Source organism: Streptomyces sp. R302, from assembly GCF_012927245.1.
Lineage (GTDB): Bacteria > Actinomycetota > Actinomycetes > Streptomycetales > Streptomycetaceae > Streptomyces.
The window spans coordinates 69,838-93,491 of record NZ_JABBGE010000014.1 but is presented as its reverse complement, the minus strand read 5'-3'; the positions used below and the strand labels follow the sequence as shown (position 1 = coordinate 93,491).

Sequence of the window (23,654 nt, the reverse complement as noted above, 5' to 3'; positions counted from 1 at the left end):
TCGAAGGGATGTACATGCCCATGGGTCACACGGCCACGGCCGAGGCCGGCTCCGGCGGCCTGACAGCGACCGAGCACCGCCTGGCGAACGGCCTGAGGGTGGTCCTCTCCGAGGACCACCTGACCCCGGTCGCCGCGGTCTGCCTCTGGTACGACGTCGGTTCGCGCCACGAGGTCGAGGGCCGCACGGGCCTCGCCCACCTCTTCGAGCACCTGATGTTCCAGGGCTCGAAGCAGGTGCACGGCAACGGCCACTTCGAACTCGTCCAGGGCGCCGGCGGCTCGCTCAACGGCACGACCAGCTTCGAGCGCACCAACTACTTCGAGACGATGCCCACCCACCAGCTGGAGCTCGCGCTCTGGCTGGAGGCGGACCGGATGGGCTCGCTGCTCGCCGCCCTCGACGACGAGTCGATGGAGAACCAGCGCGACGTCGTGAAGAACGAGCGCCGCCAGCGGTACGACAACGTGCCGTACGGCACCGCCTTCGAGAAGCTCACCGCGCTCGCGTACCCCGAGGGCCACCCGTACCACCACACCCCCATCGGCTCGATGGCGGACCTGGACGCGGCCACCCTGGAGGACGCGCGGGCCTTCTTCCGCACCTACTACGCGCCCAACAACGCGGTCCTCTCGGTGGTCGGCGACATCGACCCGGAGCAGACGCTCGCCTGGGTGGAGAAGTACTTCGGCTCCATCCCCGGCCACGACGGCAAGCCCGCCCCACGCGACGGCGCCCTGCCGGAGGTCATCGGCGAGCAGCTGCGCGAGGTCCTCGTCGAGGACGTCCCGGCCCGCGCCCTGATGGCCGCCTACCGGCTGCCCGAGGACGGCACGCGCGCGTGCGACGCGGCCGACCTCGCCCTCACCGTGCTCGGCGGCGGCGAGTCCTCCCGCCTGCACAACCGGCTGGTGCGGCGCGACCGCACCGCGGTCGCCGCCGGCTTCGGCCTGCTGCGGCTCGCCGGCGCCCCCTCGCTCGGCTGGCTGGACGTCAAGACCTCCGGCGGCGTCGAGGTCCCCGCCATCGAGGCGGCCGTCGACGAGGAGCTCGCCCGCTTCGCGGCCGAGGGCCCGACCGCCGAGGAGATGGAGCGCGCCCAGGCCCAGCTGGAGCGCGAATGGCTCGACCGGCTCGGGACGGTGGCCGGCCGCGCCGACGAACTGTGCCGCTTCGCCGTGCTGTTCGGTGACCCGCAGCTCGCCCTGACCGCGGTCGACCGCGTCCTCGCCGTCACCGCCGACGAGGTGCGCGAGGTGGCCGCGGCCCGGCTGCGCCCCGACAACCGCGCGGTGCTGGTCTACGAGCCGGTGACCACCGACGAGAGCGCCGACGGCGACGACGAGGAAGGAGCGGACCAGTGACCGACGCCGCCGTGTCCCTGACCAGCATGGATTTCCACCCGCAGCCGCTGGCCGGCCCGGCCAGGCCGTGGGCCTTCCCGGCCCCCGAGCGCGGCGCGCTCGACAACGGCCTGACGGTGCTCCGCTGCCACCGCCCCGGCCAGCAGGTCGTCGCCGTCGAGATCTTCGTCGACGCCCCGCTGGAAGCCGAGCCCGAGGGCCTCGACGGCGTCGCGACGATCATGGCGCGCGCCCTCTCCGAGGGGACCACCGAGCGCGGCGCCGAGGAGTTCGCGGCCGAGCTGGAGCGCTGCGGCGCCACCCTCGACGCGCACGCGGACCACCCCGGCGTCCGGGTCTCCCTGGAGGTCCCGGTCTCCCGGCTCCCCAAGGCGCTCGGCCTCGTCGCCGAGGCGCTGATCTCCCCGGCCTTCGACGCCGACGAGGTCAAGCGACTGGTGGACAACCGCCTCGACGAGATCCCGCACGAGGCCGCCAACCCGAGCCGCCGGGCCGCCAAGCAGCTCTACAAGGAGCTCTTCCCGGCCGCCACCCGGATGTCCCGGCCCCGCCAGGGCACCGAGGAGACGGTGAAGGCCATCGACGCCGCCGCCGTCCGCGCCTTCTACGACGCGCACGTGCGGCCCGCCGCCGCCACCGCGGTCGTCGTCGGCGACCTCACCGGCGTCGACCTCGACAAGGTCCTCGCCGAGACCCTCGGCGGCTGGAGCGGCAAGCCGGCCGCGCCGCGCCCGATGGCACCGATCACCGCCGACGACACCGGACGGGTCGTCATCGTCGACCGCCCCGGGGCGGTCCAGACCCAGCTGCTCATCGGCCGGATCGGCCCGGACCGCCACGACTCCGTGTGGGCCGCGCAGGTCCTCGGCGTCTACTGCCTCGGCGGCACCCTGACGTCCCGTCTGGACGCCGTCCTGCGCGAGGAGAAGGGGTACACGTACGGCGTGCGCGCCTTCGGGCAGGTGCTCCGCTCGGACGGCGAGGGGCACGGCGCCTCGATGCTGGCGATCAGCGGCTCGGTCGACACCCCCAACACCGGTCCGGCCCTCGACGACCTGTGGAAGGTGCTCCGCACCCTGGCGGAGGGCGGTCTGACCGACGCGGAGCGGGACGTGGCGGTGCAGAACCTGGTGGGCGTGGCCCCGCTCAAGTACGAGACGGCCGCGTCGGTCGCCGCGACCCTCTCCGACCAGGTCGAGCAGCACCTCCCGGACGACTACCAGGCCCGGCTGTACGCGCGGCTCGCCGAGACCGGCACGGTCGAGGCCACGGCCGCCGTCGTCAGCGCCTTCCCGGTGGACCGGCTCGTCACGGTCCTGGTGGGCGACGCGTCGCAGATCGAGGAGCCCGTGCGGGCCCTCGGCATCGGCGAGGTGAGCGTGGTGAGCTGACGCCTCGTCGGCTCCGGCGGAGGTCTCCGATGCGTGGAAACGCCGGAGGCCTCCGCTTTGTCCGTTATAGGGATAAGGGTGATCGTATGCCCTGTGGCATGTCTTACAAATGGGTGCGTCTGTTTGGCGATCGACATCCGTCCGGCCTAGCGTCGATCCGTCTGTTCGACCCGACGCACGCGCCGCACCCGCGGCAACCGGACAGACATCGCCGAGTCCCCGTCAGGCGCGAGCCTGGGGAGCCGGGGACCCACGCAGTCCCTGGGGTGAATCGGACGCCTTCGCCACGCGGAGGGGCCCGTAGGAGACCTTCCTGCTCCGAACCCGTCAGCTAACCCGGTAGGCGAGAAGGAAGGAAAGGAACCGTCTTGGCGTTCACCCGTGCCACCGGGAAGCATCGTGGTGCGAGCCGACTGGCTCGCCGCAGCGCCGGCATCGCCGGCGTGGCCGCCCTCGCCACCACCGGCGTCGTCGGCGCCCTGGCCTCCCCGGCGCTCGCCGCCGACACGGACGACCGTTCCCCCGAGGACACCGGCCTCACCCAGGTGATCGCCGACGAGTCCATCGCGGACCAGGTCAGCGCGCAGGCCGCCGCCCAGGAGCGGGAGGCCGCCGAGGCCGAGGCCCGGGCCAAGGCGCGCGCCGAGGCGAAGCGCAAGGCCGAGGCCCGCGCCAAGGAGATCCGCGAGGCCAAGGAGCGCGCCGCCCGTGAGGCCGAGCGCCGCCGGCTCGCCTCCTTCAACCTCCCGGTCGCCGGCTCGTACGTCTCCACCGGCTACAAAGCCGGTGGCTCGCTCTGGTCCTCCGGCAGCCACTCCGGCGTCGACTTCCACGCCTCCTACGGCAGCTCGGTCGTCTCCGTCGGCTCCGGCACCGTCGTCGAGGCCGGCTGGGGCGGCGCGTACGGCAACAACATCGTGATCCGGATGAACGACGGCACGTACACCCAGTACGGCCACCTGTCGTCGATCGGCGTCTACGTCGGCCAGGCCGTCGAGCCCGGCCAGCAGATAGGCGTCTCCGGCTCGACCGGCAACTCCACCGGCCCGCACCTCCACTTCGAGGCCCGGACCACCGCCGAGTACGGCTCCGACATCAACCCCGTCGCGTACCTCCGCGCCCGCGGCGTCAGCCTCTGAGGCCCTTGAGGTCCCTGAGGCCCTGAAGCCCTGAGGTCCTGAGGTCTCCGACGCCCCGCGTCCCATCGAATCGAAAGGCCCCGGCTCCTGTGAGCCGGGGCCTTTCGGCGTCCTGGTGATTCCGTCGCGAACCGGACGAATTCCGAGGGGGCATCGGAATTTCCGGCGCCCTGCAATAGAGTCGCGTGAACGGCGCTGCTCGAATTAGGTGCGCGCGGAGTGAATACGGAGGTCGGACATGCGGGTTCCCGCGCAATCGGTATGCACGGCGATCCGGGACGACATCGTCTCGGGGGTCTTCGAGCGCGGCAGCCGGCTGACCGAGGAACAGCTCGCCCGCCGTTACGGCGTCTCCCGCGTCCCGGTCCGCGAGGCGCTGCGCACCCTGGAGTCCGAGGGCTTCGTCGTCAGCCGCCGGCACGCGGGCGCCCATGTCGCCGAGCCCACCGACCAGGAGGCCGCCGACCTCCTCGACGTACGGGCGCTGCTCGAACCGCTCGGCGCCGCGCGGGCCGCCCAGCGGCGCACCGACGCCCACCTCAAGGTGCTGCGGGGCCTGGTCAGGCTGGGGCAGGAGCGGGCCCGGCGGGGGCAGGGCGAGGACCTGCGGGCGCTCGGCGGCTGGTTCCACGAGACGCTCGCGCAGGCCTCCGGTTCCCCGGCGCTCGCCGCGCTCCTCACCCAGCTGCGCCACAAGATCGCCTGGATGTACGTGGTGGACCAGCCGGACCGGCCCGTCGAGGCCTGGGCCGAGCACGGCGCGATCGTCGACGCGATCGCCCGCGGTGACGCCGAACGGGCCCGCGCGCTCACCGCGCAGCACGCCGAGCACACGCTTCCGCTGCACCGCCTGAAAAGGCCCGAGCGGGGCCGTGTGAGGGTTTCGCAACATGCCGTCAACACGGCGAGCGTCCGGAATTAACACGGGCACCGTATACAAAGAATAGCTATTCCCAGGCGCCTTTCTGTGCTGCCCGAAAGCTGCCAGGAAAGGGATCGGAATGGCTCCGGAAATGCCGGAAGGCCGTGTCCACCGGGAATTCCGGGAACACGGCCGTCCGAAGAAAGGCGTGGATCGACCCGCCGGGTCAGACCGTCTCGGGGAGCTCGTCGAGGCCCTCGGCGACCAGCTTGGCGAGGCGCTCGAGCGCGGCCTCCGCGCCCTCGGCGTCCGAAGCGAGCACGATCTCCTCGCCGCCCTGCGCGCCCAGGCCGAGGACCGCGAGCATGGACGCGGCGTTGACCGGGTTACCGTCGGCCTTGGCGATGGTCACCGGGACACCGGAGGCCGTGGCGGCACGGACGAAGATGGAGGCGGGGCGGGCGTGCAGGCCCTCGGCCCAGCCGACGTTGACGCGGCGCTCAGCCATGGTGTTGCCCTTCAGGTCTTCAGCGGGTTGTCTAGACCAGTCTCTCACGGGTTGCGGCATGCTCCTGCCGACCCGGGTCGTGTCTTCCGGACCACGCCGGGCCGCGGCCTGATCCGGAAGACACGACTCTAGCCCCGCATCCGTGCGACGTTCGGCCCTCCTACCTTGCACGGGGCCGCAAGGCCGCGCGAGCCGTGTACCGCCAGGGAGTGGGCGCACGGGCGGTGCCGGTGTCGGACCCCGGCCGTAGGCTTTGCCCATGCGCAGCGCGTCGGAGCAGACGGACGGACCGGGCGGGGCCGGAGACGGGGCGGCGGGCGGTCGTCCGGCGCCGGAGGAGCACGCCTACCCCGACCACTGGGAGGCCGACGTCGTGCTCAGGGACGGCGGCACCGCGCGCATCCGGCCCATCACCGCCGACGACGCCGACCGGCTCGTCAGCTTCTACGAGCAGGTCTCGGACGAGTCGAAGTACTACCGCTTCTTCGCCCCCTACCCCCGGCTCTCCGCCAAGGACGTCCACCGCTTCACCCACCACGACTTCGTCGACCGGGTCGGCCTCGCCGCCACCGTCGGCGGCGAGTTCATCGCCACCGTCCGCTACGACCGGATCAACGACCTCGGCCGCCCCGCCTCCTTCCCCGCCGACGAGGCCGAGGTCGCCTTCCTCGTCCAGGACGCGCACCAGGGCCGCGGCGTCGCCTCCGCCCTCCTCGAACACATCGCGGCCGTCGCCCGCGAGCGCGGCATCCGTCGCTTCGCCGCCGAGGTGCTCCCCGCCAACACCAAGATGATCAAGGTGTTCACGGACGCCGGCTACACCCAGAAGCGCAGCTTCGAGGACGGCTCCGTCCGCCTCCACCTCGACCTCGAACCGACCGACCGCTCCCTCGCCGTCCAGCGCGCCCGCGAACAGCGCGCCGAGGCCCGCTCCGTGCAGCGGCTCCTCGCCCCCCGCTCGGTCGCCGTCGTCGGCGCCGGCCGCACCCCCGGCGGCGTCGGCAGGACCGTGCTGCGGAACGTGCTCGCGGGCGGCTTCACCGGGCAGGTGTACGCGGTCAACCCCGCGCTCGGCGCGGACGCGGAGGCCGAACTCGACGGCGTGCCCGCCTTCCCCTCCGTCGCCGCCATCGGAGCCCCCGTCGACCTCGCGATCGTCGCCGTCCCCGCCGAGCGGGTCCCCGAGGTCGTCGCCGACTGCGGCGAACACGGGGTGCGCGGCCTCGTCGTCCTCTCCGCCGGGTACGCCGAGAGCGGCGGCGCCGAAGGCCGCGAGCGGCAGCGGGCCCTGGTCCGCCAGGCCCGCTCGTACGGCATGCGGATCATCGGCCCCAACGCCTTCGGGATCATCGACACCGCCGAGGACGTGCGGCTCAACGCCTCCCTCGCCCCCGAGCTGCCCGCCGCCGGGCGCATCGGCCTCTTCACCCAGTCCGGCGCCATCGGCGTCGCCCTCCTCGCCCGGCTGCACCGGCGCGGCGCCGGCCTCTCCTCCTTCATCTCCGCCGGCAACCGCGCGGACGTCTCCGGCAACGACGTCCTCCAGCACTGGTACGACGACCCGGCGACCGACGTCGTCCTCCTCTACCTGGAGTCCCTCGGCAATCCCCGCAAGTTCGCCCGGCTCGCCCGCCGCACCGCCGCCGTCAAGCCCGTCGTCGTGGTCAAGGGCGCCCGGCACAGCGGCAGCGCCCCGCCGGGACACCGGGTCCCCGTCACCCGCATCCCGCACGCCACCGTCTCCGCGCTGCTGCGCCAGGCCGGCGTCATCCGCGTCGACACCGTCACCGAACTCGTCGACGCCGGGGTGCTGCTCGCCGGGCAGCCGCTGCCCGCGGGCCCGCGCGTCGCGATCCTCGGGAACTCCGAGTCCCTCGGCCTCCTCGCGTACGACGCCTGCCTCACCGAGGGACTGCGCCCGCAGCGGCCCCTCGACCTGACGACCGGCGCCACCCCGGCCGACTTCCGGGACGCGCTCGCCGCCGCGCTCGCCGACGACTCCTGCGACGCCGTCGTCGTCACCGCGATCCCCTGGGTCGGCATCGAGGGCACCACCGAGGTTCTGGCCGCCTCCCTCCGCGAGGCCGTCGCCGGCAGCGGGGCCGCGGGCGCCGCCAAGCCGGTCGTCGTCGTCCACGTCGAGATGGGCGGCCTCGCCGAGGCCCTCTCCGCCGCCACCAGCACCCGCCCCGCGCCCGCCCGCCCCCGCCGCCCGGCCGCACCCGCGCCCCCCGAGGCGCGACCGGCACAGGACGCGCGGGACACGCCCGAGACCCCGGGCCCGGCCGCCCCCGCCCGGAACATCCCCGCCTACCCCGCCGCCGAGCGGGCCGTCCGCGCCCTCGCCGAGGCCGTGCGGTACGCGCAGTGGCGGCGGCAGGCCGCCGACCCGGGACGCGTACCGGAGTACGACTCCATCGACGAGGCCGGCGCCGCCGCGCTCATCGACCGCGTGCTCGGCGAGCGCGGCGCCGGACAGGAATCCCGGGGCGTCACCCTCACCGCCGACGAGACCGCCGAACTGCTCGCCCGGTACGGCATCGCGCCGCGCCCCACCCTGCCCGCGCCCGGACCCGACGCCGCCGTCGCGGCCGCCGCCCGGCTCGGCTACCCGGTGGCGCTCAAGACCACCGCCCCGCACCTGCGCCACCGCCCCGACCTCGGCGGCGTCCGGCTCGACCTGGCGACCGAGCAGCAGCTGCGGACCGCCTACGCGGAGCTGACCGAGGCCCTCGGCAAGCCCGAGGAGCTCCAGCCGGTCGTCCAGGCGATGGCGCCCCGCGGCGTGGACACGGTGATCCGCGCCGCGATCGACCCCGCCGTCGGCGCCGTCCTCTCCTTCGGGCTCGCCGGCGCCGCCTCCGAACTCCTCGGCGACACCGCCCACCGCCTCGTCCCGGCCACCGACCGGGACGCCGCCGAGCTGGTCCGCTCCATCCGGACCGCCCCGCTGCTCTTCGGCTGGCGCGGCTCGGCCCCCGTCGACACCCCCGCCCTGGAAGAGCTGCTGCTCCGGGTCTCCCGGCTGGTCGACGACCACCCGGAGATCGTCTCCGTCGCCCTCGAACCGGCGGTCGTCGCCCCCTCCGGCGTCTCCGTCCTCGGCGCCTCGGTCCGCCTCGCCCCGCCCGCGCCCACCACCGACCTCGGCCCCCGCCGCCTGCCCAGCTACTGAAGGGCCGGAGGGGGCCCGCGGCCCCGTAGGATGGAGTCCATGGTGAAGAGCGGTACGACGACCCAGGGGCTGCGCGCGGCGATCGAGCGCAGCGGCTACTACCCCGCCCTCGTGTCCGAGGCGGTGGAGGCCGCCGTCGGCGGTGAGGACGTCGCGTCGTACGTGGTCCACCAGGAGACCACCTTCGACGCCAACGAGGTCCGGCGGCACGTCACCGTCCTCGTGCTGACCCCGAGCCGCTTCATCGTCAGCCACACCGACGAGCAGGCGGCCGACAACAGCTCGCCGAGCCCGTACGCCACCACGTCCACCGAGTCCGTGAAGCTGGACCGGATCTCCTCGGTCGTGGTCAGCCGCGTCGTCGCCAACCCGGAGTCGTACACCCCGGGCAGCGTGCCCCGCGAGGTCGTCCTGACCATCGGCTGGGGCGCCGTCTCCCGGATCGACCTGGAGCCCGCCGCCTGCGGCGACCCGAACTGCGACGCCGACCACGGCTACACCGGCAACGCCACCGCGGACGACCTCAGCCTGCGCGTCAGCGAGGCCGGGGACGGCCCGGACACCGTCCGGCAGACCCTCGTCTTCGCCCAGGCGCTCTCCGAGGCCACCGCCGACACCGCGCCGACGGCCGGCCGCTGATGGCGCAGCCGACCTCCGTCGCCCACGGCTGGCCGGACGACCCGGTCCCGCTCGCGCCCGAGTCCGCCCCGCTGCCCGAGTACGGCACCGGCTCCCTCGCCGACCTGCTGCCCACCCTCGTCGCCGGCCAGGGCGTGCCCGGCTTCGAGGCGCGGATCACCGAGCTGACCCCCGCCGACCGCGTCTGCGTCTTCCTCGTCGACGGGCTCGGCTGGGAGCAGATCAAGGCCCACCCCGACGAGGCCCCGTACCTGACCTCGCTGCTCGGCTCCTCGCGCGGCGGCACCGGCCGGCCCCTCACCGCCGGCTTCCCCGCCACCACCGCCACCTCGCTCGCCTCCGTCGGCACCGGCCGCGCCCCCGGCACCCACGGCCTCGGCGGCTACACGGTGCGCAACCCCGAGACCGGCGAGCTGATGAACCAGCTCAAGTGGCGCCCCTGGACCCCGCCCAAGGCCTGGCAGCCGTACCCGACCGTCTTCCAGCAGGCCCACGAGGCCGGGATCCACACCGCGCAGGTGTCCTCCCCGATCTTCGAGCAGACCCCGCTCACCCAGATCGCGCTCAGCGGCGGCGCCTTCCACGGCCGCCTCTCCGGCGAGGAGCGCATGGACCTCGCCGCCGAGCAGCTGGCCGGCGGCGACCGCTCGCTGGTCTACACGTACTACAGCGAACTCGACGGCGCCGGGCACCGCTTCGGCCTCGACTCCGACGCCTGGCGCGGCCAGCTCATGCTCGTCGACCGGCTCGTCCAGCGGCTCGCCGAGCAGCTGCCCGCCCGGTCCGCGCTGTACGTCACCGCCGACCACGGCATGGTCGACGTGCCCTTCGACGAGGAGCACCGCATCGACGTCGACGAGGACTGGGAGCTGCGCGCCGGCGTCGCCCTCCTCGGCGGCGAGGGCCGCGCCCGGCACGTCTACGCCGTCCCCGGCGCCGAGGCCGACGTCCTCACCTGCTGGCGCGAGGTCCTCGGCGAGCAGTTCTGGGTGGCGGGCCGCGACGAGGCCATCGCCCTCGGCTGGTTCGGCGACACGGTCGACGAGCGGGTGTACGGCCGGATCGGCGACGTCGTCGCCGCGGCCCACGACGACGTGGCCCTCGTCGCGTCCGTCGGCGAGCCGCTGGAGACCCGGATGACCGGCATGCACGGGTCGATGACCCCCGCCGAACAGTTCGTACCGCTGCTCGAAGTCCGGTCCTGACCCCTCTCCGCTGTTCCTGTTCCTGTCCTGTTCTTCCCTCCGACCCGAAAGGTCTGCGACCCGTCATGCCCGAGCTGGTGTTCTTCTCCGGAACGATGGACTGCGGAAAGAGCACGCTGGCGCTCCAGATCGCGCACAACCGCGACGCGCGCGGACTCCAGGGCGTGATCTTCACCCGGGACGACCGGGCGGGCGCCGGGAAGCTGTCCTCGCGGCTCGGCCTGGTGACCGAGGCCGTCGAGGCGCCGGACGGCCTTGACCTGTACGCGTACCTCGTCGACCAGCTCTCCCAGGGCGGCAAGGCCGACTACGTGATCGTCGACGAGGCGCAGTTCCTCGCACCGGTCCAGATCGACCAGCTCGCGAGGATCGTCGACGACCTCGGGCTCGACGTGTACGCCTTCGGCATCACCACCGACTTCCGGACCAAGCTCTTCCCCGGCTCGCAGCGGCTCATCGAGCTCGCCGACCGGATCGAGCAGCTCCAGGTGGAGGCGCTCTGCTGGTGCGGCGCCCGCGCCACCCACAACGCCCGGACCGTCGACGGCCACATGGTCGTCGAGGGCGAGCAGGTCGTCGTCGGCGATGTGAACACCGCCACGGAGGTCGTCGGGTACGAGGTGCTGTGCCGGCGCCACCACCGCCGACGGATGACGAGCGCGAGCGCCCGCGCGGCGGCCCTGTCACCGGACGTGCTGCCGGTGACCCCGGCCTGACGCGACCGGCGGGCGGGTGCCCGCCGTGCTGCCTGCCGGAGGCTCCCGGCGGGCGGGTGTCCGGCGTGACGCCTGCCGGAGGCGACCGGCGGGCGGGCGTCGGCCCTGGTCTCGGTCTGAGGCGACCGGCGGGCGGGTGTCCGCCGTGACCCCGGTCTGAGGGGACTGGCTGACGGGCGTCCCGACGTGACCTGGTCTGAGGCTCCCGGCGGATGGGTGTCCGGCGTGACGCCTGCCGGAGGCGACCGGCGGGCGGGCGTCGGCCCTGACCTCAGTCTGAGGCGACCGGCGGGCGGGTGCCCGCCGTGCTGCCTGCCGGAGGCGACCGGCGGATCGGCTTCCGCTCTGATGCCTGTCCGAGGCGGTGCTTCTCCGGGCGGTGACACCGGGTGTTCACCTGGGCGCTGCCCCGACCTCGCCCGGTGATCCACTCCGGGACGCTCCAACCGGGAGTAATGGGTTCGTCCCGCCGTGTGTTCGCCGCGGGTGACCGACGAGCCGTGCGCTCCCTGGAGGATCCGTGCCACCCGCCGCCCCGCCCGCGCCCACCCCTGCCCGGGAGGGAGTACGGGGACCGCGCGCGGCCCGGAACCCGCTGCTGCTCGCCCCCGCCTGCGCCGGACTGCTCACGGCCCTGGTCTTCGTCCTGGCCACCGCGCTCGCCCGCAGCCACCCGCTCGGGCCGTACACCCGGAACGTCGTCGACCTGGGCCAGCAGTACCTGCCGTATCACGCCTACTGGCGCGCCTTCCTGCTCGGCGACACCCACGGCGACGCCTTCCTCAACTGGAACTCCGGTTTCGGCGCGGGCTTCCTCGGCGACATCGGCACCTATCTGAGCAGCCCCTTCTCCCTCCTCGTCGTCCTCTTCCCGGCTGACCGGCCGGAGCTCGCGCTGTACGTCATCACCGCGCTCAAGATCACCGCGGCGGGGGCGGCGATGGCCGCGCTGCTGATCCGGCTCCGCCCGGCGGGAGGGCCCGGAGGCGGGTCCGCGGGCCCCTGGCCGCTCGCCGCCCTCCTCGGCGCCGCGTACGCGCTCTCCGGCTGGACCTTCAACCACGGCGCCTCCGTGCCCATGTGGCTGGACGGGCTCATCGCCTTCCCGCTGCTCTGCCTGGTGGCGGAGTGGGCCAGGACCGGCCGTCGGCCGGTGCTCGGACCGCTGGTCGTCGCCGTCGCCTGGATCGCCAACTTCTACACCGCCTACATGGCCACCCTCGGCGCGGCGCTCTTCCTCGCCGTCCGGCTCCTTACCGCCGAAACGACCGCAGCGGCCGGAACGGCAGGAACCGCGGGGGCGGCAGGAACCGACGGAGCGGCCGACACGGCCGGAGCCGCCGGAACCGCCGGATCGACCGGAACCACCGACCCGGCCGACACTGCCGGAGCTGCCGGAGCCGCCGGAGCCGCCGGAACCTCCCCCGTCCCGCCGCGCCTCGCCGCGCTCCTGCGGGCCGTGTGGACCGTCGGTCTCGGTGTCGGGCTCGCCGCGCCGGTCGTCCTGGTCGTCTTCAGGGGCACCGGGTACGCCGACCCGACGCCCGAGACGGTCTTCGCGCCCGCCTCCTGGACCGAGCTGTTCGGGCGCTTCCTGCCCGCCACCGTCCACGTGGAGACGCCGGCGCTCTTCGTCGGCACGCCCGCGCTCCTCCTCGCCCTCACGCTGCCCTTCAACCGGGCCGTCGCCCCGCGCGTGCGGTACGGCTGGACGGCGGCGGTCGTGCTGGTCACGCTCTCCCTCCAGTGGGGGCCCACCCACCTCCTCTGGCACGCCGGCGCCTCGCCCAACGGCAACCCGTACCGCCAGACCTTCGTCCTGTGCGGCCTGCTCCTGATCGCCGCCTGGCTCTCCGGCGCCCCCGGCGTGCCCCGCCCCGCCCCCCTGGTCGGTGCCGCCGCCCTCCTCGGGGCGCTCGCCCTCGCCGCCCGCACCAGCACCGACATCGACGCCTGGACCTACCCCGTCGCGGGCGCCGCCCTGCTGCTCGCCGTCGTCGCCGCGCTGCTCCTCCTCCTTCTCCGCGGCCGCCCGCGGCCGCCCGCGCTCGCCGTCGTCGCCGCCGCTCTCCTGCTGGCCGCGCAGGCGGGCGAGGCGGCCGTCAGCGGGGCGCGCGTCGAGCGGCAGCAGCGCGCCGACGTGTCCTGGGCGCCCCGGATCGGCGGCTGGCAGCGGGCGGTGGGCGCCGAGGTGGCCCGCGCCGACGCCTGGCCCGCGTACCGCACCGACCCCGGCCCGCTGCCCGGCGGCAACGAACCCCTCCTCCTCGGCGGCCAGGGCGCCGACGCCTACTCCAGCCTCACCACCGAGAACACCTCCCGCACCCTCGACTCCCTCGGCTTCGGCCACTACGCCAAGGGCCGGCACCCCGAGACCCTCGACAACCCCGTGACCGACGCGATCTTCTCCATCGGCACCCGGATCCGCTCCGAGGCCGCCGGGCCGGTACGCCAGGACGCGGCACCCCGCGGCACCGCGACCGCCACGACCACCCCCGTACCGCCGCTCGTCACCGTCCACCCGGGCCGGCCGGCCGCCGTCGACCCCGCCGACTCCGCCTTCCGCAACCAGGAACTGCTCCTCGGCTCCTCCGTCTACGCGCTGCCCGCCGTGCGCCGCACCGGCACCACCCTCACCGCCCGCTGCCCGGCCGGCGCCGAGGTCTGGTTCTGGGCGCCCGAGTACCACGGCACCGCCGCCCTCGCCGGCGCGGCCCCCGCCGCCTACGACGGCCGCCCGCCCACCACCCGAGCCCCCATGCGCCCCCTCGGCACCGTCCCGGCCGGCGGCGAGGTCCGCATCCGGCTCGTCCCCGAACGGAAGCCGGCCCTGCCGCGCCAGTCCGTCGGCTGCCTCGACCGCGCCCGGCTCGCCGCCGCCGTCACCCGGCTCACCGCCACCGGCGCCACCCGCGTCACCACGACCGGCCACGCCCTCACCGCCGAACTGCCCCCCGGCAGCACCGGCCTCGCCGTCGTCGCCGTGCCGCGTGCCACCGGCTGGCGGTGCGCCGCCGGGGACGCCGAGCCCGTCTCCGCCCGCTCCCACCGGGGCCTGCTCGCCGTCCCCCTCGACGGCCGCGCGACCCGGGTGAGCTGCTCCTTCCGGCCCCCGGGCGTCCGGCTCGGCGCCGCCGTCGGCGCCGCCGCGCTCCTCGCGCTCGCCGGCACCGCGCTCCTCGCCCGGCGGCGTGCCCGGCGGCCCGGGGGCGGTTCGCACGAGGGACGACAAGAGTTCACCGGGCGTCCACACGAGGCTCGTTCGCGTGCTCAGGACGCCGATTACGCTGCCCGCCGTACCGGCGCCTGACAGCCGGACGACACCCCGGATCCAGATCTCGTCCGTCCCGGATCCCATCCGTCCTCGACCCAGTCCGTCCTCGACCCAGTCCGTCTCCGATCCAGTGTGGGGATTCTCCGCGTGCCCAAACTCTCCGTCGTCGTCCCTTTCCACAACGTCGGGCCGTACGCCCCCGACACCGTGCGCAGCCTCGCCCAGAACGCGGACCCGGACTTCGAGTTCCTGCTGATCGACGACTGCTCCACCGACGAGACCCCGGACGTCCTCGACCGCTGGAAGGACCGCATCCCGAACGCCCGGGTCATCCGCCACGAGACCAACCTCGGCGTCGCCCAGGCCCGGAACACCGGCATCGACGCCGCCACCGGCGACTACCTCACCTTCCTCGACGGCGACGACTGGTACGCCCCCGGCCACCTCCGGGCCGCCGTCGACGGCACAGAGCGACTCGGCTGCGACTTCGCCCGCACCGACCACGTCCTCGCCGAGGGCCGCAAGCGGAACATCAAGTACGCCCCCGCCAAGGTCCGCGACGCCGTCATGGACCCCCGGGACGGCATCGCCCCGGCCAGCATGATCACGATGGTGGACTACCCCTTCGTCCCCTTCGGCGTCTACGGCCGCACCCTCTTCGAGAACGGCGAGTCCCGCTTCGAGACCAAGCTGCGCACCGCCGAGGACCGGCTCTGGGTCTGGCGCCTCCACCTCAAGGCCCGCACCTACGCCGCCCTCTCCCTGCACGGCGTCTTCTACCGCCGCGGCGTCACCACCTCGCTGACCCAGATCAGCGACAACCGCCAGCTCGACTTCATCCCCTCCTACGACCTGCTCCTGGAGGAGGTCTCCCGGGACCGGGACGCCGACCGCTTCCTGCCCAAGGCCGTCCGCACCTACTGCGCCATGATCGCCTTCCACGTGAACAAGGCCGGGAAGTACGAGCCCGAGGTCGCCCAGCGGCTGCGCGCCGACGTCGCCGACGCCCTGCACCGCATGCCGCAGGACGTCCTCGAAGAGACCCTCGCCACCATGGACACCCCCCGCGCCACCCTCCTGCGGAGCCTGCGCGAGACCGGAAGGACCGTCCGACCGTGACCACCGACACCCCCCGCCCGGTCCAGATCTTCCAGGTCTCCACCCTCTACGGCGCCGCGACCGTCGCCGCCGCGATCGACGCCGGACTCTACGGCGCCCCCGGCGACGCCCGCCGCCTCCTGCTGCTCTCGCACAACGCCGAGATCCCGGAGACCGCGCTCCGTCTGGAGTCCATGACCGGCTACGCGCGGATCGCCGCCCGCTTCGACGGCGTCCTCGACTGGAACGAGACGATCCACCCCTACCACCCGGCCGCCTGGGCCCCCCGCCCCGAGGAGGCCCCGCTCTGGCAGCGGGTGCTGCGCACCGCCTGGGACCTCGGCAGCGCCCGCGTCGAGCTGATCGTCGAATCCATCCAGGTCAACCCGGCCAAGGCGCTCGGCGCCTGCTTCCCGGAGAGCTCCGTCGAGGTGTACGCCGACGGGCTGATGAGCTACGGCCCCACCCGCACGGACGTCGCCCAGTCCCTGGCCTGCCGCATCCGCCGGCTGCTCCACCTCGACCTGGTGCCCGGCCTCACCCCGATGCTCCTCACCGAGTACGGCACCCCTTCCGCGCTGGTCCCCGACGCCGCCTTCCGCGCGGTGCTCGCCGAGATCGCCGCCGACGCGGGCGACGACCCGGCGGTCGCCGAGGCGGTCGCCGCCGCGCCCACCGCGCTCCTCCTCGGCCAGTACCTCGCCGCCCTCGGCCTCCTCACCGTCGAGGAGGAGGAGGAACTGCACGTGCGGATGGTCCGCGGCGCCGCCGCCCTCGGCCACCGCAGCATCGTCTTCAAGCCGCACCCCACCGCGCCCGCCGGATACTCGACCGTGCTGCGCGAGGCCGCCGAGGAGGCGGGCGTCCGGCTCACCGTCCTCGACGTGCCGCTGCTCGCCGAGACCTTCTACGAGCGCTGCGAGCTGCGGCTCGTCGTCGGCTGCTTCTCCACGGCGATGCTCACCGCGGCCGTCTACTACGGGGTCCCCGTCGCCCGGGTCGGCACCGAGGAACTCCTCGAACGGCTGACCCCCTTCGAGAACAGCAACCGGATCCCGCTCACCGTGGTCGACCACCTCGTCCCCGCCCTGGAGGGCGGCGCGGCACCCGCCGTGCCGGGGCCCGCGCCCGAGTCCCTCGCCCCGCTCGTCCGCGCGGTGGGCTACTGCATGCGGCACAAGGCCCACCCCGGCCTGCGGGCCGAGACCGAGCTGTACCTGGCGGCGCACCACGCCGATCCGGAGGTCGCCCACCACTTCGGCACCGTACGCCTCACCCAGCTGGGCCTCCCGGGCGGCGAGCCCGCCCCGGCCGGGCCCTCGCTGCTCCGCCGGAGTCTGGCGCGCGGTCGCCGCTGAGGAGGCCACCCGGGGCGGTGCCGTCAACGGGAGCGTGACCTCACGAGGGTGAACACCGCGCCCTCCGGGTCCGCCACCAGGGCGAGCCGCCCGGCCGTGCCGTCCCGGGGCGGCCGCAGCACGTGGCCGCCCAGCTCCACCACGAGCCGGGCCGCCGCGTCCGTGTCGTCGACCTCGAAGTACGTCATCCAGTGCGGGCCCCGGTCCCGGGCCAGCTCCTCGCCCACCCCGTGCAGCGAGGCGACCGGGCGCCCGTCGACGTGCAGGGTGGCGTAGTCGAAATCGGCCGAGACGACCGGCTCGACCTCGTACCCGAAGACCGCCCGGTAGAACTTGGCGACCGTGGCCGTCTCGTAGGTGAGCAGTTCGTTCCAGACCGGTGTGCCGGGCGGACCGGCGAGCGCGGTGCCATGGTGGGCCTCCGCCTCCCAGACGCCGAAGACGGCGCCCGCCGGGTCGGCGCAGATGACGAGGCGGCCCGCCTCGCCGGCGTCCAGCGGGCCCACCGCCACGGTCCCTCCGCAGCAGCGGATGGACTCGGCGGTCTCCCCGGCGTCGTCGGTGGCCAGATAGGTCGTCCAGGCGGTGCTGAGATGGCGGTCGGGGGGCAGCTGCCCGATGCCGGCGACCTCGCGGCCGCCGAGGAGCGCGCGCACGTACGGGCCGAGCTGCCGCGGACCGGGGACGAACTCCCAGCCGAAGAGTTCCCGGTAGAAGTCCTGCGTCGCCTCGATCCCGTGCACCATCAGACTCACCCAGCAGGGTGTTCCCGGGCTGCGTCGAGCGGCCTCGGTCATCGTCACCCTCTCCTCGGACCTGGTCGTGACCGTGCTCCGCCGCCGGTGACTCGACCGGGTCGCGCACGGCGCGCCCCGGTCGCACCCTGCCTGGCGCGATCCTCCGGGAGGACGCCGGGTCCGTCCCCCGCAGCGGGCATGGCTGCGCGAGGATGGCCCCATGAAGCCCATCATCTCCGCAAGCGAACTCGCGAGCGAGTCGGCGGGAGCCCGGCCGCCGGTGCTCCTGGACGTGCGCTGGACCCTCGGGGGCCCGCCGGGACGCCCCGCGTACGAGGCCGGGCACCTGCCCGGCGCGGTCTACGTGGACCTCGACGCCGAACTGGCGGGACCGCCGGGGGAGGGCGGCCGGCATCCGCTGCCCGACCCGGAGGCCTTCGGGGCGGTGATGCGCCGGGCGGGCGTCCGCGCCGACCGCCCGGTGGTGGTCTACGACGGCGGGCTCGGCTGGGGCGCCGCCCGCGCCTGGTGGCTGCTGCGCTGGACGGGCCACCAGGACGTGCGGGTGCTCGACGGGGGCCTGGCGGCCTGGCCGGGGGAGCTGTCGGCCGAGGTGCCGGAGCCGGATCCCGGCGACTTCACGCCGAAGCCGGGCGGGCTGCGGCTGCTCGACGCGGACGAGGCGGCGGCCCTCGCCCGCTCCGGGCTGCTCCTGGACGCCCGGGCCGCCGAGCGCTACCGCGGCGACGTGGAGCCGATCGACCGGGTCGGCGGGCACATCCCGGGCGCCCACTCGGCGCCGACCACGGAGAACGTGGCCGGGGACGGCCTCTTCCTCGCCGCCGACATGCTGCGGGAGCGGTTCGCGGGCCTCGGCGCGGTGGAGGCGGCGGAGGTCGGCGTCTACTGCGGTTCGGGCGTCTCCGGTGCCCACGAGGTGCTGGCCCTGGAGCTGGCCGGCATCCCGGCGGCCCTCTACGCCGGCTCCTGGTCGGAGTGGTCCTCGGACCCGTCCCGCCCGGTGGCCACCGGCCCGGACCCGCGGTAGCGGAGGCGTACGGGCGTACAGAGCGGCCCGCGCCGAACCGTCGGCGCGGGCCCTGCCCGGGGCGTACCGGGGCTACTCCTGCTTCTTCCGGCGTGTCCCGAAGACGATCTCGTCCCAGCTGGGGACCGCCGCGCGGCGGCCCGGGCGGACGCCGTCGGCCTCCGCCTGCCGGTCGGTGGCGCCGTGCAGCCGGTCGCGGTGGCCGGAGACGGAGCGGGGCATGAGGACGTCGGCGTAGGCCGCGCCCGCCCCGGCGGAGGCGGCGGGAGCGGGCGGCTCCTCCGCCTCGACCTCGTCGGACGGCTCGCTGTCGGGCTGCTCCGGCACGACCAGGTCGCCGCGGAAGCTGGGCACCGCCTCCAGGAGGCTGGTGAGCGAGTCCCGCTCCTCCTCCGGCTCCGCCGAGGCCGTCAGCGGGGCCCGGTCGAGCTGCCGGTCGAGGGCGCGGTCCAGCGGCCGGTCCAGGGTCCGGTCGAGCGGCCGGTCCCGGGGCAGCCGGGCGATGCGCGGCACGAAGGGGAAGCTCGGCTCCGGCGCGGTGGCGAGGGTGTCGTCGGTCTCGCCGATCAGCGCCCGCGCCTCGTCGTCCACGGCCTGGACGAGCCGGCGCGGCGGGTCGTAGGTCCAGCTGGCGGTGTGCACCTCGCCGGCGACGCGGTAGACGAGCAGCACCTCCCAGGTGCCGTCGTCGCGCCGCCAGGAGTCCCACTGCACGGTGTCCTTGTCGGCGCCGCGCAGCAGCAGCCGCTCCTGCACCGCCTCGCCGAGCTGGGGTCCGCTGTTCTCGCCGGGCCGGCGGACCGGGGTCTTCCGGGCGCGCTCGGCCATGAAGGCGCGCTCGGCGAGGACGGGGCCCTCGAAACGGCGGACGCGGTCGACGGGGATGCCGGCGAGCTGGGCGACCTCCTCGGCGGAGGCACCGGCTCGTATCCGCGCCTGGATGTCCCGGGGGCGGAGGTGGCTCTCGACCTCGATCTCGATCTGGCCGAGGCGCGCGCGGTCGTTGCGCACGGCGGCCCGCAGCCGCTCGTCGATCGGAAGCGTGTACTCCGTGCTGTCGGCAGCCTTGAGCACCAGTCGTGTGCCGTCGTTGGAGACGGCCACGACACGCAGTTCGGGCATGGGGACCTCCCGGGTGGTGCCTGCCGACGTCACGTGCGTCGCTGCTTCCGCTAGTCGAGTGTGGCCTGCCCGGGTGCAGCCTGCCACTACCTTGCCGAGTTGCCCGGCGTGTCGGGCGTGGACCCGGAGCCGCCGTTATGGCACGGTTACCTGTTCACTACCCGGAGTGACTGAGTGTCACACTGTGTAGCGGTTCCGTTCCCGGGCGCCCCGGAAGGCGTCCGGACCCAGGGTTCGCCAATGTACTCCATTCGGGCCACTCGGGTGGACCGGCGCGCCGCCCAACTTCTGGGGGTGCGCGGGAGTTGAGCCTCCGTCTCCATTCCTCCCGCGTGGCACTCTTCACAGAACCCCCTGAACCGGAACTATTCGCTTCGCCTATCTGTCCCTTCTGGGTGCACGGTGGAACAGATGGGCGAACAGAGGGTGGAGATGCGTCACAGGCAGCCGACCGGCACGGACGACCCGGAGATACGGGCGCCGGCCCCCGGGAACGAACCCCAGGAGCCGGGGGAGGAGGCGCGGCGGAAGACCGACCTGAGCGTGCCGCAGGTCGCCGGCAGCGCCCTCGCCGCCGTGATCGCCGCCAAACTCGCCTCCACCCTCGGGGTCTACGGGACGATCCTCGGCGCCGGTGTGATCAGCGTCATCGCCACCTGCGGCGGACCGCTCTTCCAGCAGCTCCTCAAGCGGACCGGCGAGCAGATGCGCGACGCGACCGCCGCCGGCAGGCCGAAGGCGCGTCAGGTCCCGCTCCCCGCCCCGGCGGAGGCCGGCGACGACTGCCACACCCTGATGCCCGGTACGGTCCCCGGGGCCGCGGCCCCCTTCCCGTACGACGAGGAGTTCGGCTCGGCCACCACCCACGGAACGCGGGTGCGTGGCTGGAAACGCCCCGTCCTTGCCGCCGCGCTCGTCTTCGGCGTCACCATGGGCGGCATCACCGCCTACGAACTGGTCTCCGGCGAGGACTTCAGCGGCACCCGGGGCACCACCACCTTCGGCTCCGTGGTCCGCGGCGACGGCGCGGGCCGGCAGCACGGCCCCGAACAGCCCGAGCGGGAGCGGCAGACGGAGGCGCCCGCGCCGACCGGCTCCGCGAGCCCCGGCGCCGAGCCGGACGCGGACACCCCGTCCACCGGCGCCACCCCCGACCCCGGGACCGGGACGCCGAGCGGCGGGGCCACGACGGCCCCGACCCCGGACCCGACCGGCTCCGCCGACGGCGGTACGACCCCCAGCCAGGAGCCCACCGGGCCGACGAGCGGGCCGACGACCGGGCCGACGGCGCCCGTGTCCCCGACCGGGCCCACCTCGCCCGCCTCGCCCACCTCGCCCACCGAGGACCCCGGCACCGGCCCGGCACTCGGGGACGCCCCCACGGACCCCTCGGGGGACACGGCAGGGTGAGCCCCCGTCAGTCGCCCAGGATCCGCCGCAGGTGGTCGTTGGCGAAGAGACGCTCCGGGTCGAGCCGGTCGCGCAGGGCCGTGAACTCGGCGAAGCGCGGGTAGGCCGCCGCCAGGTCGGCCGCGTCCCGGGTGTGGACCTTGCCCCAGTGCGGCCGGCCCCCGTGCGCGGTCATGATGCGCTCCACCGCGGTGAAGTACCCGCGGTGGGGCGTTCCCCTGTAGAGGTGCACCGCGATGTAGGCCGTCTCCCGGCCGGAGGCCGTGGAGAGCGCGATGTCGTCGGCGGGCGCGGTGCGCACCTCCACCGGGAAGCTCACCTTCAGCGGCGAGCGCTCCACCATCGCCTTCAGTTCGCGCAGCGCCGTCGTCGCGGCCTCCCGCGGCAGCGCGTACTCCATCTCCAGGAAGCGGACCCGGCGCGGTGTGGTGAAGACCCTGTACGGGATGTCGGTGTACGTACGGGCGGACAGGGCGCGGCTGGAGACCCGGGCGATCGAGGGGATGACCGGCGGCACCGCCCGGCCGAGCGCGCAGGCCGCGCGGAAGACGCCGTTGGAGAGGAACTCGTCCTCGAACCAGCCGCCGAGGCGCGGCAGCGGGGCGGCGGGACCGGCGCTGCGGTTGTTGCGCTTGGTGTTGCAGTTGTCCGTGTGGGGGAACCAGTAGAACTCGAAGTGCTCGTTCTCCGCGTGCAGCTGGTCGAACTCCGCGATCACCCGGTCGAAGCGCATCGGCTCCTCCCGCGCGGTCAGCAGGAAGAGCGGCTCCACGGCGAAGGTGATCGCGCTGACCACGCCGAGCGCGCCGAGGCCGATCCGGGCCGCCGCGAACACCTCGGGGTGCTCGCTCGCCGAACAGGTCAGCACCGTCCCGTCGGCCGTCACCAGCTCCAGGGCGCGGATCTGGGCGGCGATCGAGGCGGAGTCCCGGCCGGTGCCGTGGGTGCCGGTCGAGGTGGCCCCGGCGACCGTCTGCTCCATGATGTCGCCCATGTTCGTGAGCGACAGGCCCTCCCGGGCCAGGGCCACGTTCAGCCGCTTCAGCGGGGTGCCGGACTCCACCGTCACCGTCATCGCCGCCCGGTCGATCCGCCGGATCCCGGTGAGCAGACCGGGGCGGATCAGCACGCCGTCGGTGGCCGCGATCGGGGTGAAGGAGTGGCCGGCGCCGACCGTCTTCACCCGCAGCCCGTCCCGGGCGGCCCGGCGGAGCTCGGCGGCCAGCTCCTCGGCCGAGGCGGGGCTCACCTCCCGCACCGGACGCGAGGTGACGTTCCCCGCCCAGTTACGCCACGGGCTGCCCGCCGTCCTGGCGCTCCCCGGTCCCGCTGTCCTCGTGCTCATCTCGCCCCTCCCGGCTCGGCGCCGGCGTACGCAGCCGGCGGTGGCCGAGGAGCGCCACCGCGACCGCGAGCGCGCCCGCGACGACGGGCACCACGTACGCCGCCTCCGCCCCCGAGGCATCGACCACCCAGCCGGCCGCGGACGAGCCGAGGGCCACGCCGATCGCGAGGCCGGTGCCCGTCCAGGTCATGCCCTCGGTCAGCTGGGTGTGCGGTACGTGCTTCTCGACGAGGGCCATCGTGGTCACCATCGTCGGCGCGATGGAGAGGCCCGCGACAAAGAGCGCCACGGCCAGCAACGGCAGGTTCCCGGCCAGTAGGAGGGGGATCATACTCACGGCCATCGCGCAGACGCCCAGCAGCCACCGGCGGGACGGCTCGCCCTTGAGGTGCAGCAGCCCGAAGACCATGCCGGCCAGGCAGGAGCCCAGCGCGTAGACGGCCAGGACCAGACTGGCCGCGGCCTTCTGGCCCCGCTCCTCGGCGAAGGCCACCGTCACCACGTCCACCGCGCCGAAGATCGCGCCGGTCGCCACGAAGGCCAGCGCGAGGACCTGGAGGCCGGGGGAGCGGAGCGCCGAACCGCGCTTGACGGCGGGCTGCGGGTGCGGCTCGGGCTCGGTGGCCCGCTGGGAGGTCAGCCAGAAGACGCCGATCGCCAGGAAGACGCCGGCGAGCAGCGGGCCGGCCTCGGGGAACCAGGTGGTCGACAGGCCGATGGAGATGATCGGGCCGAAGATGAAGCACACCTCGTCGACGATCGACTCCCACGAGTACGCGGTGTGCAGCTTGCGCGCGTCGCCCCGGTAGATGCCCGCCCAACGGGCCCGGGTCATCGCGCCGACGCTGGGCACGACGCCGATCACGGCCGTGAAGGCGAAGAGGGTCCAGTCCGGGGCCTGCTGCTGCACGCAGAGCAGCAGTCCGGCGCCGGCGGCCACGGAGATCAGGGTGACGGGGCGGAGCACCCGCCGCTGCCCGTACCGGTCGACCAGGCGGGAGACCTGGGGGCCGAGCACGGCGGCGGACATCGCCAGCGTCGCCGAGAGGGCGCCGGCGAGCCCGTACCGGCCGGTGACCTGGGAGATCATCGTGACGATGCCGATGCCCGTCATGGACAGCGGCATCCGGCCGAGGAAACCGGCCACGGAGAACGAGGCGGTACCAGGCGCGGAGAAGATCGCGCGGTAGGGACTGGGCAAGTGGTTCTCCGGCTCTGCGACGCGGCGCGCCGTCCGCTCGCCACGGTTCCTCAGGGTCAACA

General features: G+C 74.5%; 18 protein-coding genes and 1 riboswitch. Of the genes, 13 read left to right on the top strand and 5 right to left on the bottom strand.

The annotated features are described in order from the left end of the window. Positions 1 to 14: 14 nt before the first annotated feature. The 4 genes from HHL19_RS33445 to HHL19_RS33430 all read left to right on the top strand — a co-directional run bounded on the left by HHL19_RS33445 (position 15) and on the right by HHL19_RS33430 (position 4,816). The gene (locus HHL19_RS33445; RefSeq protein WP_169094144.1) at positions 15 to 1,364 is read left to right on the top strand and encodes a pitrilysin family protein; all 1,350 of its coding nucleotides are present in this window, start codon (positions 15 to 17) and stop codon (positions 1,362 to 1,364) included. 26 nt (positions 1,365 to 1,390) lie between these two features. Continuing rightward, positions 1,391 to 2,755, top strand: a complete 1,365-nt coding sequence (locus HHL19_RS33440; protein ID WP_169094230.1) for a pitrilysin family protein — start codon at positions 1,391 to 1,393, stop codon at positions 2,753 to 2,755. A 199-nt stretch (positions 2,756 to 2,954) separates the two neighbouring features. Next, a riboswitch (cyclic di-AMP (ydaO/yuaA leader) is annotated at positions 2,955 to 3,115 on the top strand. Positions 3,116 to 3,123: 8 nt separating this feature from the next. Beyond that, positions 3,124 to 3,894 carry a M23 family metallopeptidase gene (locus HHL19_RS33435; protein WP_169094143.1) on the top strand — a complete coding sequence of 257 codons (771 nt, stop codon included), beginning with the start codon at positions 3,124 to 3,126 and terminating at the stop codon, positions 3,892 to 3,894. 238 nt (positions 3,895 to 4,132) lie between these two features. Then, positions 4,133 to 4,816 carry a GntR family transcriptional regulator gene (locus HHL19_RS33430; protein ID WP_169094142.1) on the top strand — a complete coding sequence of 228 codons (684 nt, stop codon included), beginning with the start codon at positions 4,133 to 4,135 and terminating at the stop codon, positions 4,814 to 4,816. 166 nt (positions 4,817 to 4,982) lie between these two features. Here the strand turns inward: HHL19_RS33430 and HHL19_RS33425 are convergent, their stop codons facing one another. After that, positions 4,983 to 5,264, bottom strand: a complete 282-nt coding sequence (locus tag HHL19_RS33425; protein ID WP_043227291.1) for an HPr family phosphocarrier protein — start codon at positions 5,262 to 5,264, stop codon at positions 4,983 to 4,985. Between the two features lie 259 nt (positions 5,265 to 5,523). Here HHL19_RS33425 and HHL19_RS33420 point away from each other — a divergent pair, with 259 nt between their 5' ends. The 7 genes from HHL19_RS33420 to HHL19_RS33390 all read left to right on the top strand — a co-directional run bounded on the left by HHL19_RS33420 (position 5,524) and on the right by HHL19_RS33390 (position 16,729). Then, positions 5,524 to 8,439, top strand: a complete 2,916-nt coding sequence (locus HHL19_RS33420; protein ID WP_169094141.1) for a bifunctional GNAT family N-acetyltransferase/acetate--CoA ligase family protein — start codon at positions 5,524 to 5,526, stop codon at positions 8,437 to 8,439. Positions 8,440 to 8,478: 39 nt separating this feature from the next. Then, on the top strand, positions 8,479 to 9,078 hold the full coding sequence (locus HHL19_RS33415; RefSeq protein WP_169094140.1) for a DUF5998 family protein: 600 nt from the start codon (positions 8,479 to 8,481) through the stop codon (positions 9,076 to 9,078). Then, a complete protein-coding gene (locus HHL19_RS33410; RefSeq protein WP_169094139.1) occupies positions 9,078 to 10,283 on the top strand; it encodes a nucleotide pyrophosphatase/phosphodiesterase family protein in 1,206 nt (401 codons plus the stop codon). Before HHL19_RS33415 ends, HHL19_RS33410 begins: the two co-directional genes overlap by 1 nt. Before the next feature lie 65 nt (positions 10,284 to 10,348). After that, a complete protein-coding gene (locus HHL19_RS33405; protein ID WP_169094138.1) occupies positions 10,349 to 10,999 on the top strand; it encodes a thymidine kinase in 651 nt (216 codons plus the stop codon). A gap of 598 nt (positions 11,000 to 11,597) precedes the next feature. After that, positions 11,598 to 14,309: a YfhO family protein gene (locus tag HHL19_RS33400; protein ID WP_240982041.1), complete on the top strand. Its 2,712-nt coding sequence runs from the start codon at positions 11,598 to 11,600 to the stop codon at positions 14,307 to 14,309. 111 nt (positions 14,310 to 14,420) lie between these two features. Next, the gene (locus HHL19_RS33395; RefSeq protein ID WP_169094137.1) at positions 14,421 to 15,392 is read left to right on the top strand and encodes a glycosyltransferase family 2 protein; all 972 of its coding nucleotides are present in this window, start codon (positions 14,421 to 14,423) and stop codon (positions 15,390 to 15,392) included. After that, positions 15,389 to 16,729 carry a polysialyltransferase family glycosyltransferase gene (locus tag HHL19_RS33390; protein WP_169094136.1) on the top strand — a complete coding sequence of 447 codons (1,341 nt, stop codon included), beginning with the start codon at positions 15,389 to 15,391 and terminating at the stop codon, positions 16,727 to 16,729. The genes HHL19_RS33395 and HHL19_RS33390 overlap by 4 nt, the downstream gene beginning before the upstream one ends. A gap of 23 nt (positions 16,730 to 16,752) precedes the next feature. Here HHL19_RS33390 and HHL19_RS33385 read toward each other — a convergent pair whose 3' ends face one another. Next, positions 16,753 to 17,526, bottom strand: a complete 774-nt coding sequence (locus HHL19_RS33385) for a VOC family protein (RefSeq protein WP_169094135.1) — start codon at positions 17,524 to 17,526, stop codon at positions 16,753 to 16,755. Positions 17,527 to 17,686: 160 nt separating this feature from the next. Between HHL19_RS33385 and HHL19_RS33380 the strand changes: the two genes are divergently transcribed. Then, positions 17,687 to 18,514 (top strand): sulfurtransferase, encoded by an 828-nt coding sequence (locus HHL19_RS33380; RefSeq protein WP_169094134.1) that lies wholly within the window; start codon positions 17,687 to 17,689, stop codon positions 18,512 to 18,514. Positions 18,515 to 18,586: 72 nt separating this feature from the next. On the opposite strand, the gene sepH is transcribed toward HHL19_RS33380, so the two are convergent. Beyond that, entirely contained in the window at positions 18,587 to 19,636 is a 1,050-nt protein-coding gene (gene sepH, locus HHL19_RS33375) for a septation protein SepH (RefSeq protein ID WP_169094133.1), read from the bottom strand. Between the two features lie 411 nt (positions 19,637 to 20,047). On the opposite strand from sepH, the gene HHL19_RS33370 reads away from it, so the two are divergent. Continuing rightward, the gene (locus tag HHL19_RS33370) at positions 20,048 to 21,046 is read left to right on the top strand and encodes a hypothetical protein (protein ID WP_240982035.1); all 999 of its coding nucleotides are present in this window, start codon (positions 20,048 to 20,050) and stop codon (positions 21,044 to 21,046) included. Between the two features lie 7 nt (positions 21,047 to 21,053). Here the strand turns inward: HHL19_RS33370 and HHL19_RS33365 are convergent, their stop codons facing one another. Together HHL19_RS33365 and HHL19_RS33360 are read right to left on the bottom strand one after the other, a co-directional pair. Beyond that, a complete protein-coding gene (locus tag HHL19_RS33365; protein WP_169094132.1) occupies positions 21,054 to 22,391 on the bottom strand; it encodes a D-arabinono-1,4-lactone oxidase in 1,338 nt (445 codons plus the stop codon). Continuing rightward, a complete protein-coding gene (locus HHL19_RS33360) occupies positions 22,333 to 23,592 on the bottom strand; it encodes an MFS transporter (protein ID WP_169094131.1) in 1,260 nt (419 codons plus the stop codon). Before HHL19_RS33360 ends, HHL19_RS33365 begins: the two co-directional genes overlap by 59 nt. Positions 23,593 to 23,654: the final 62 nt, after the last annotated feature.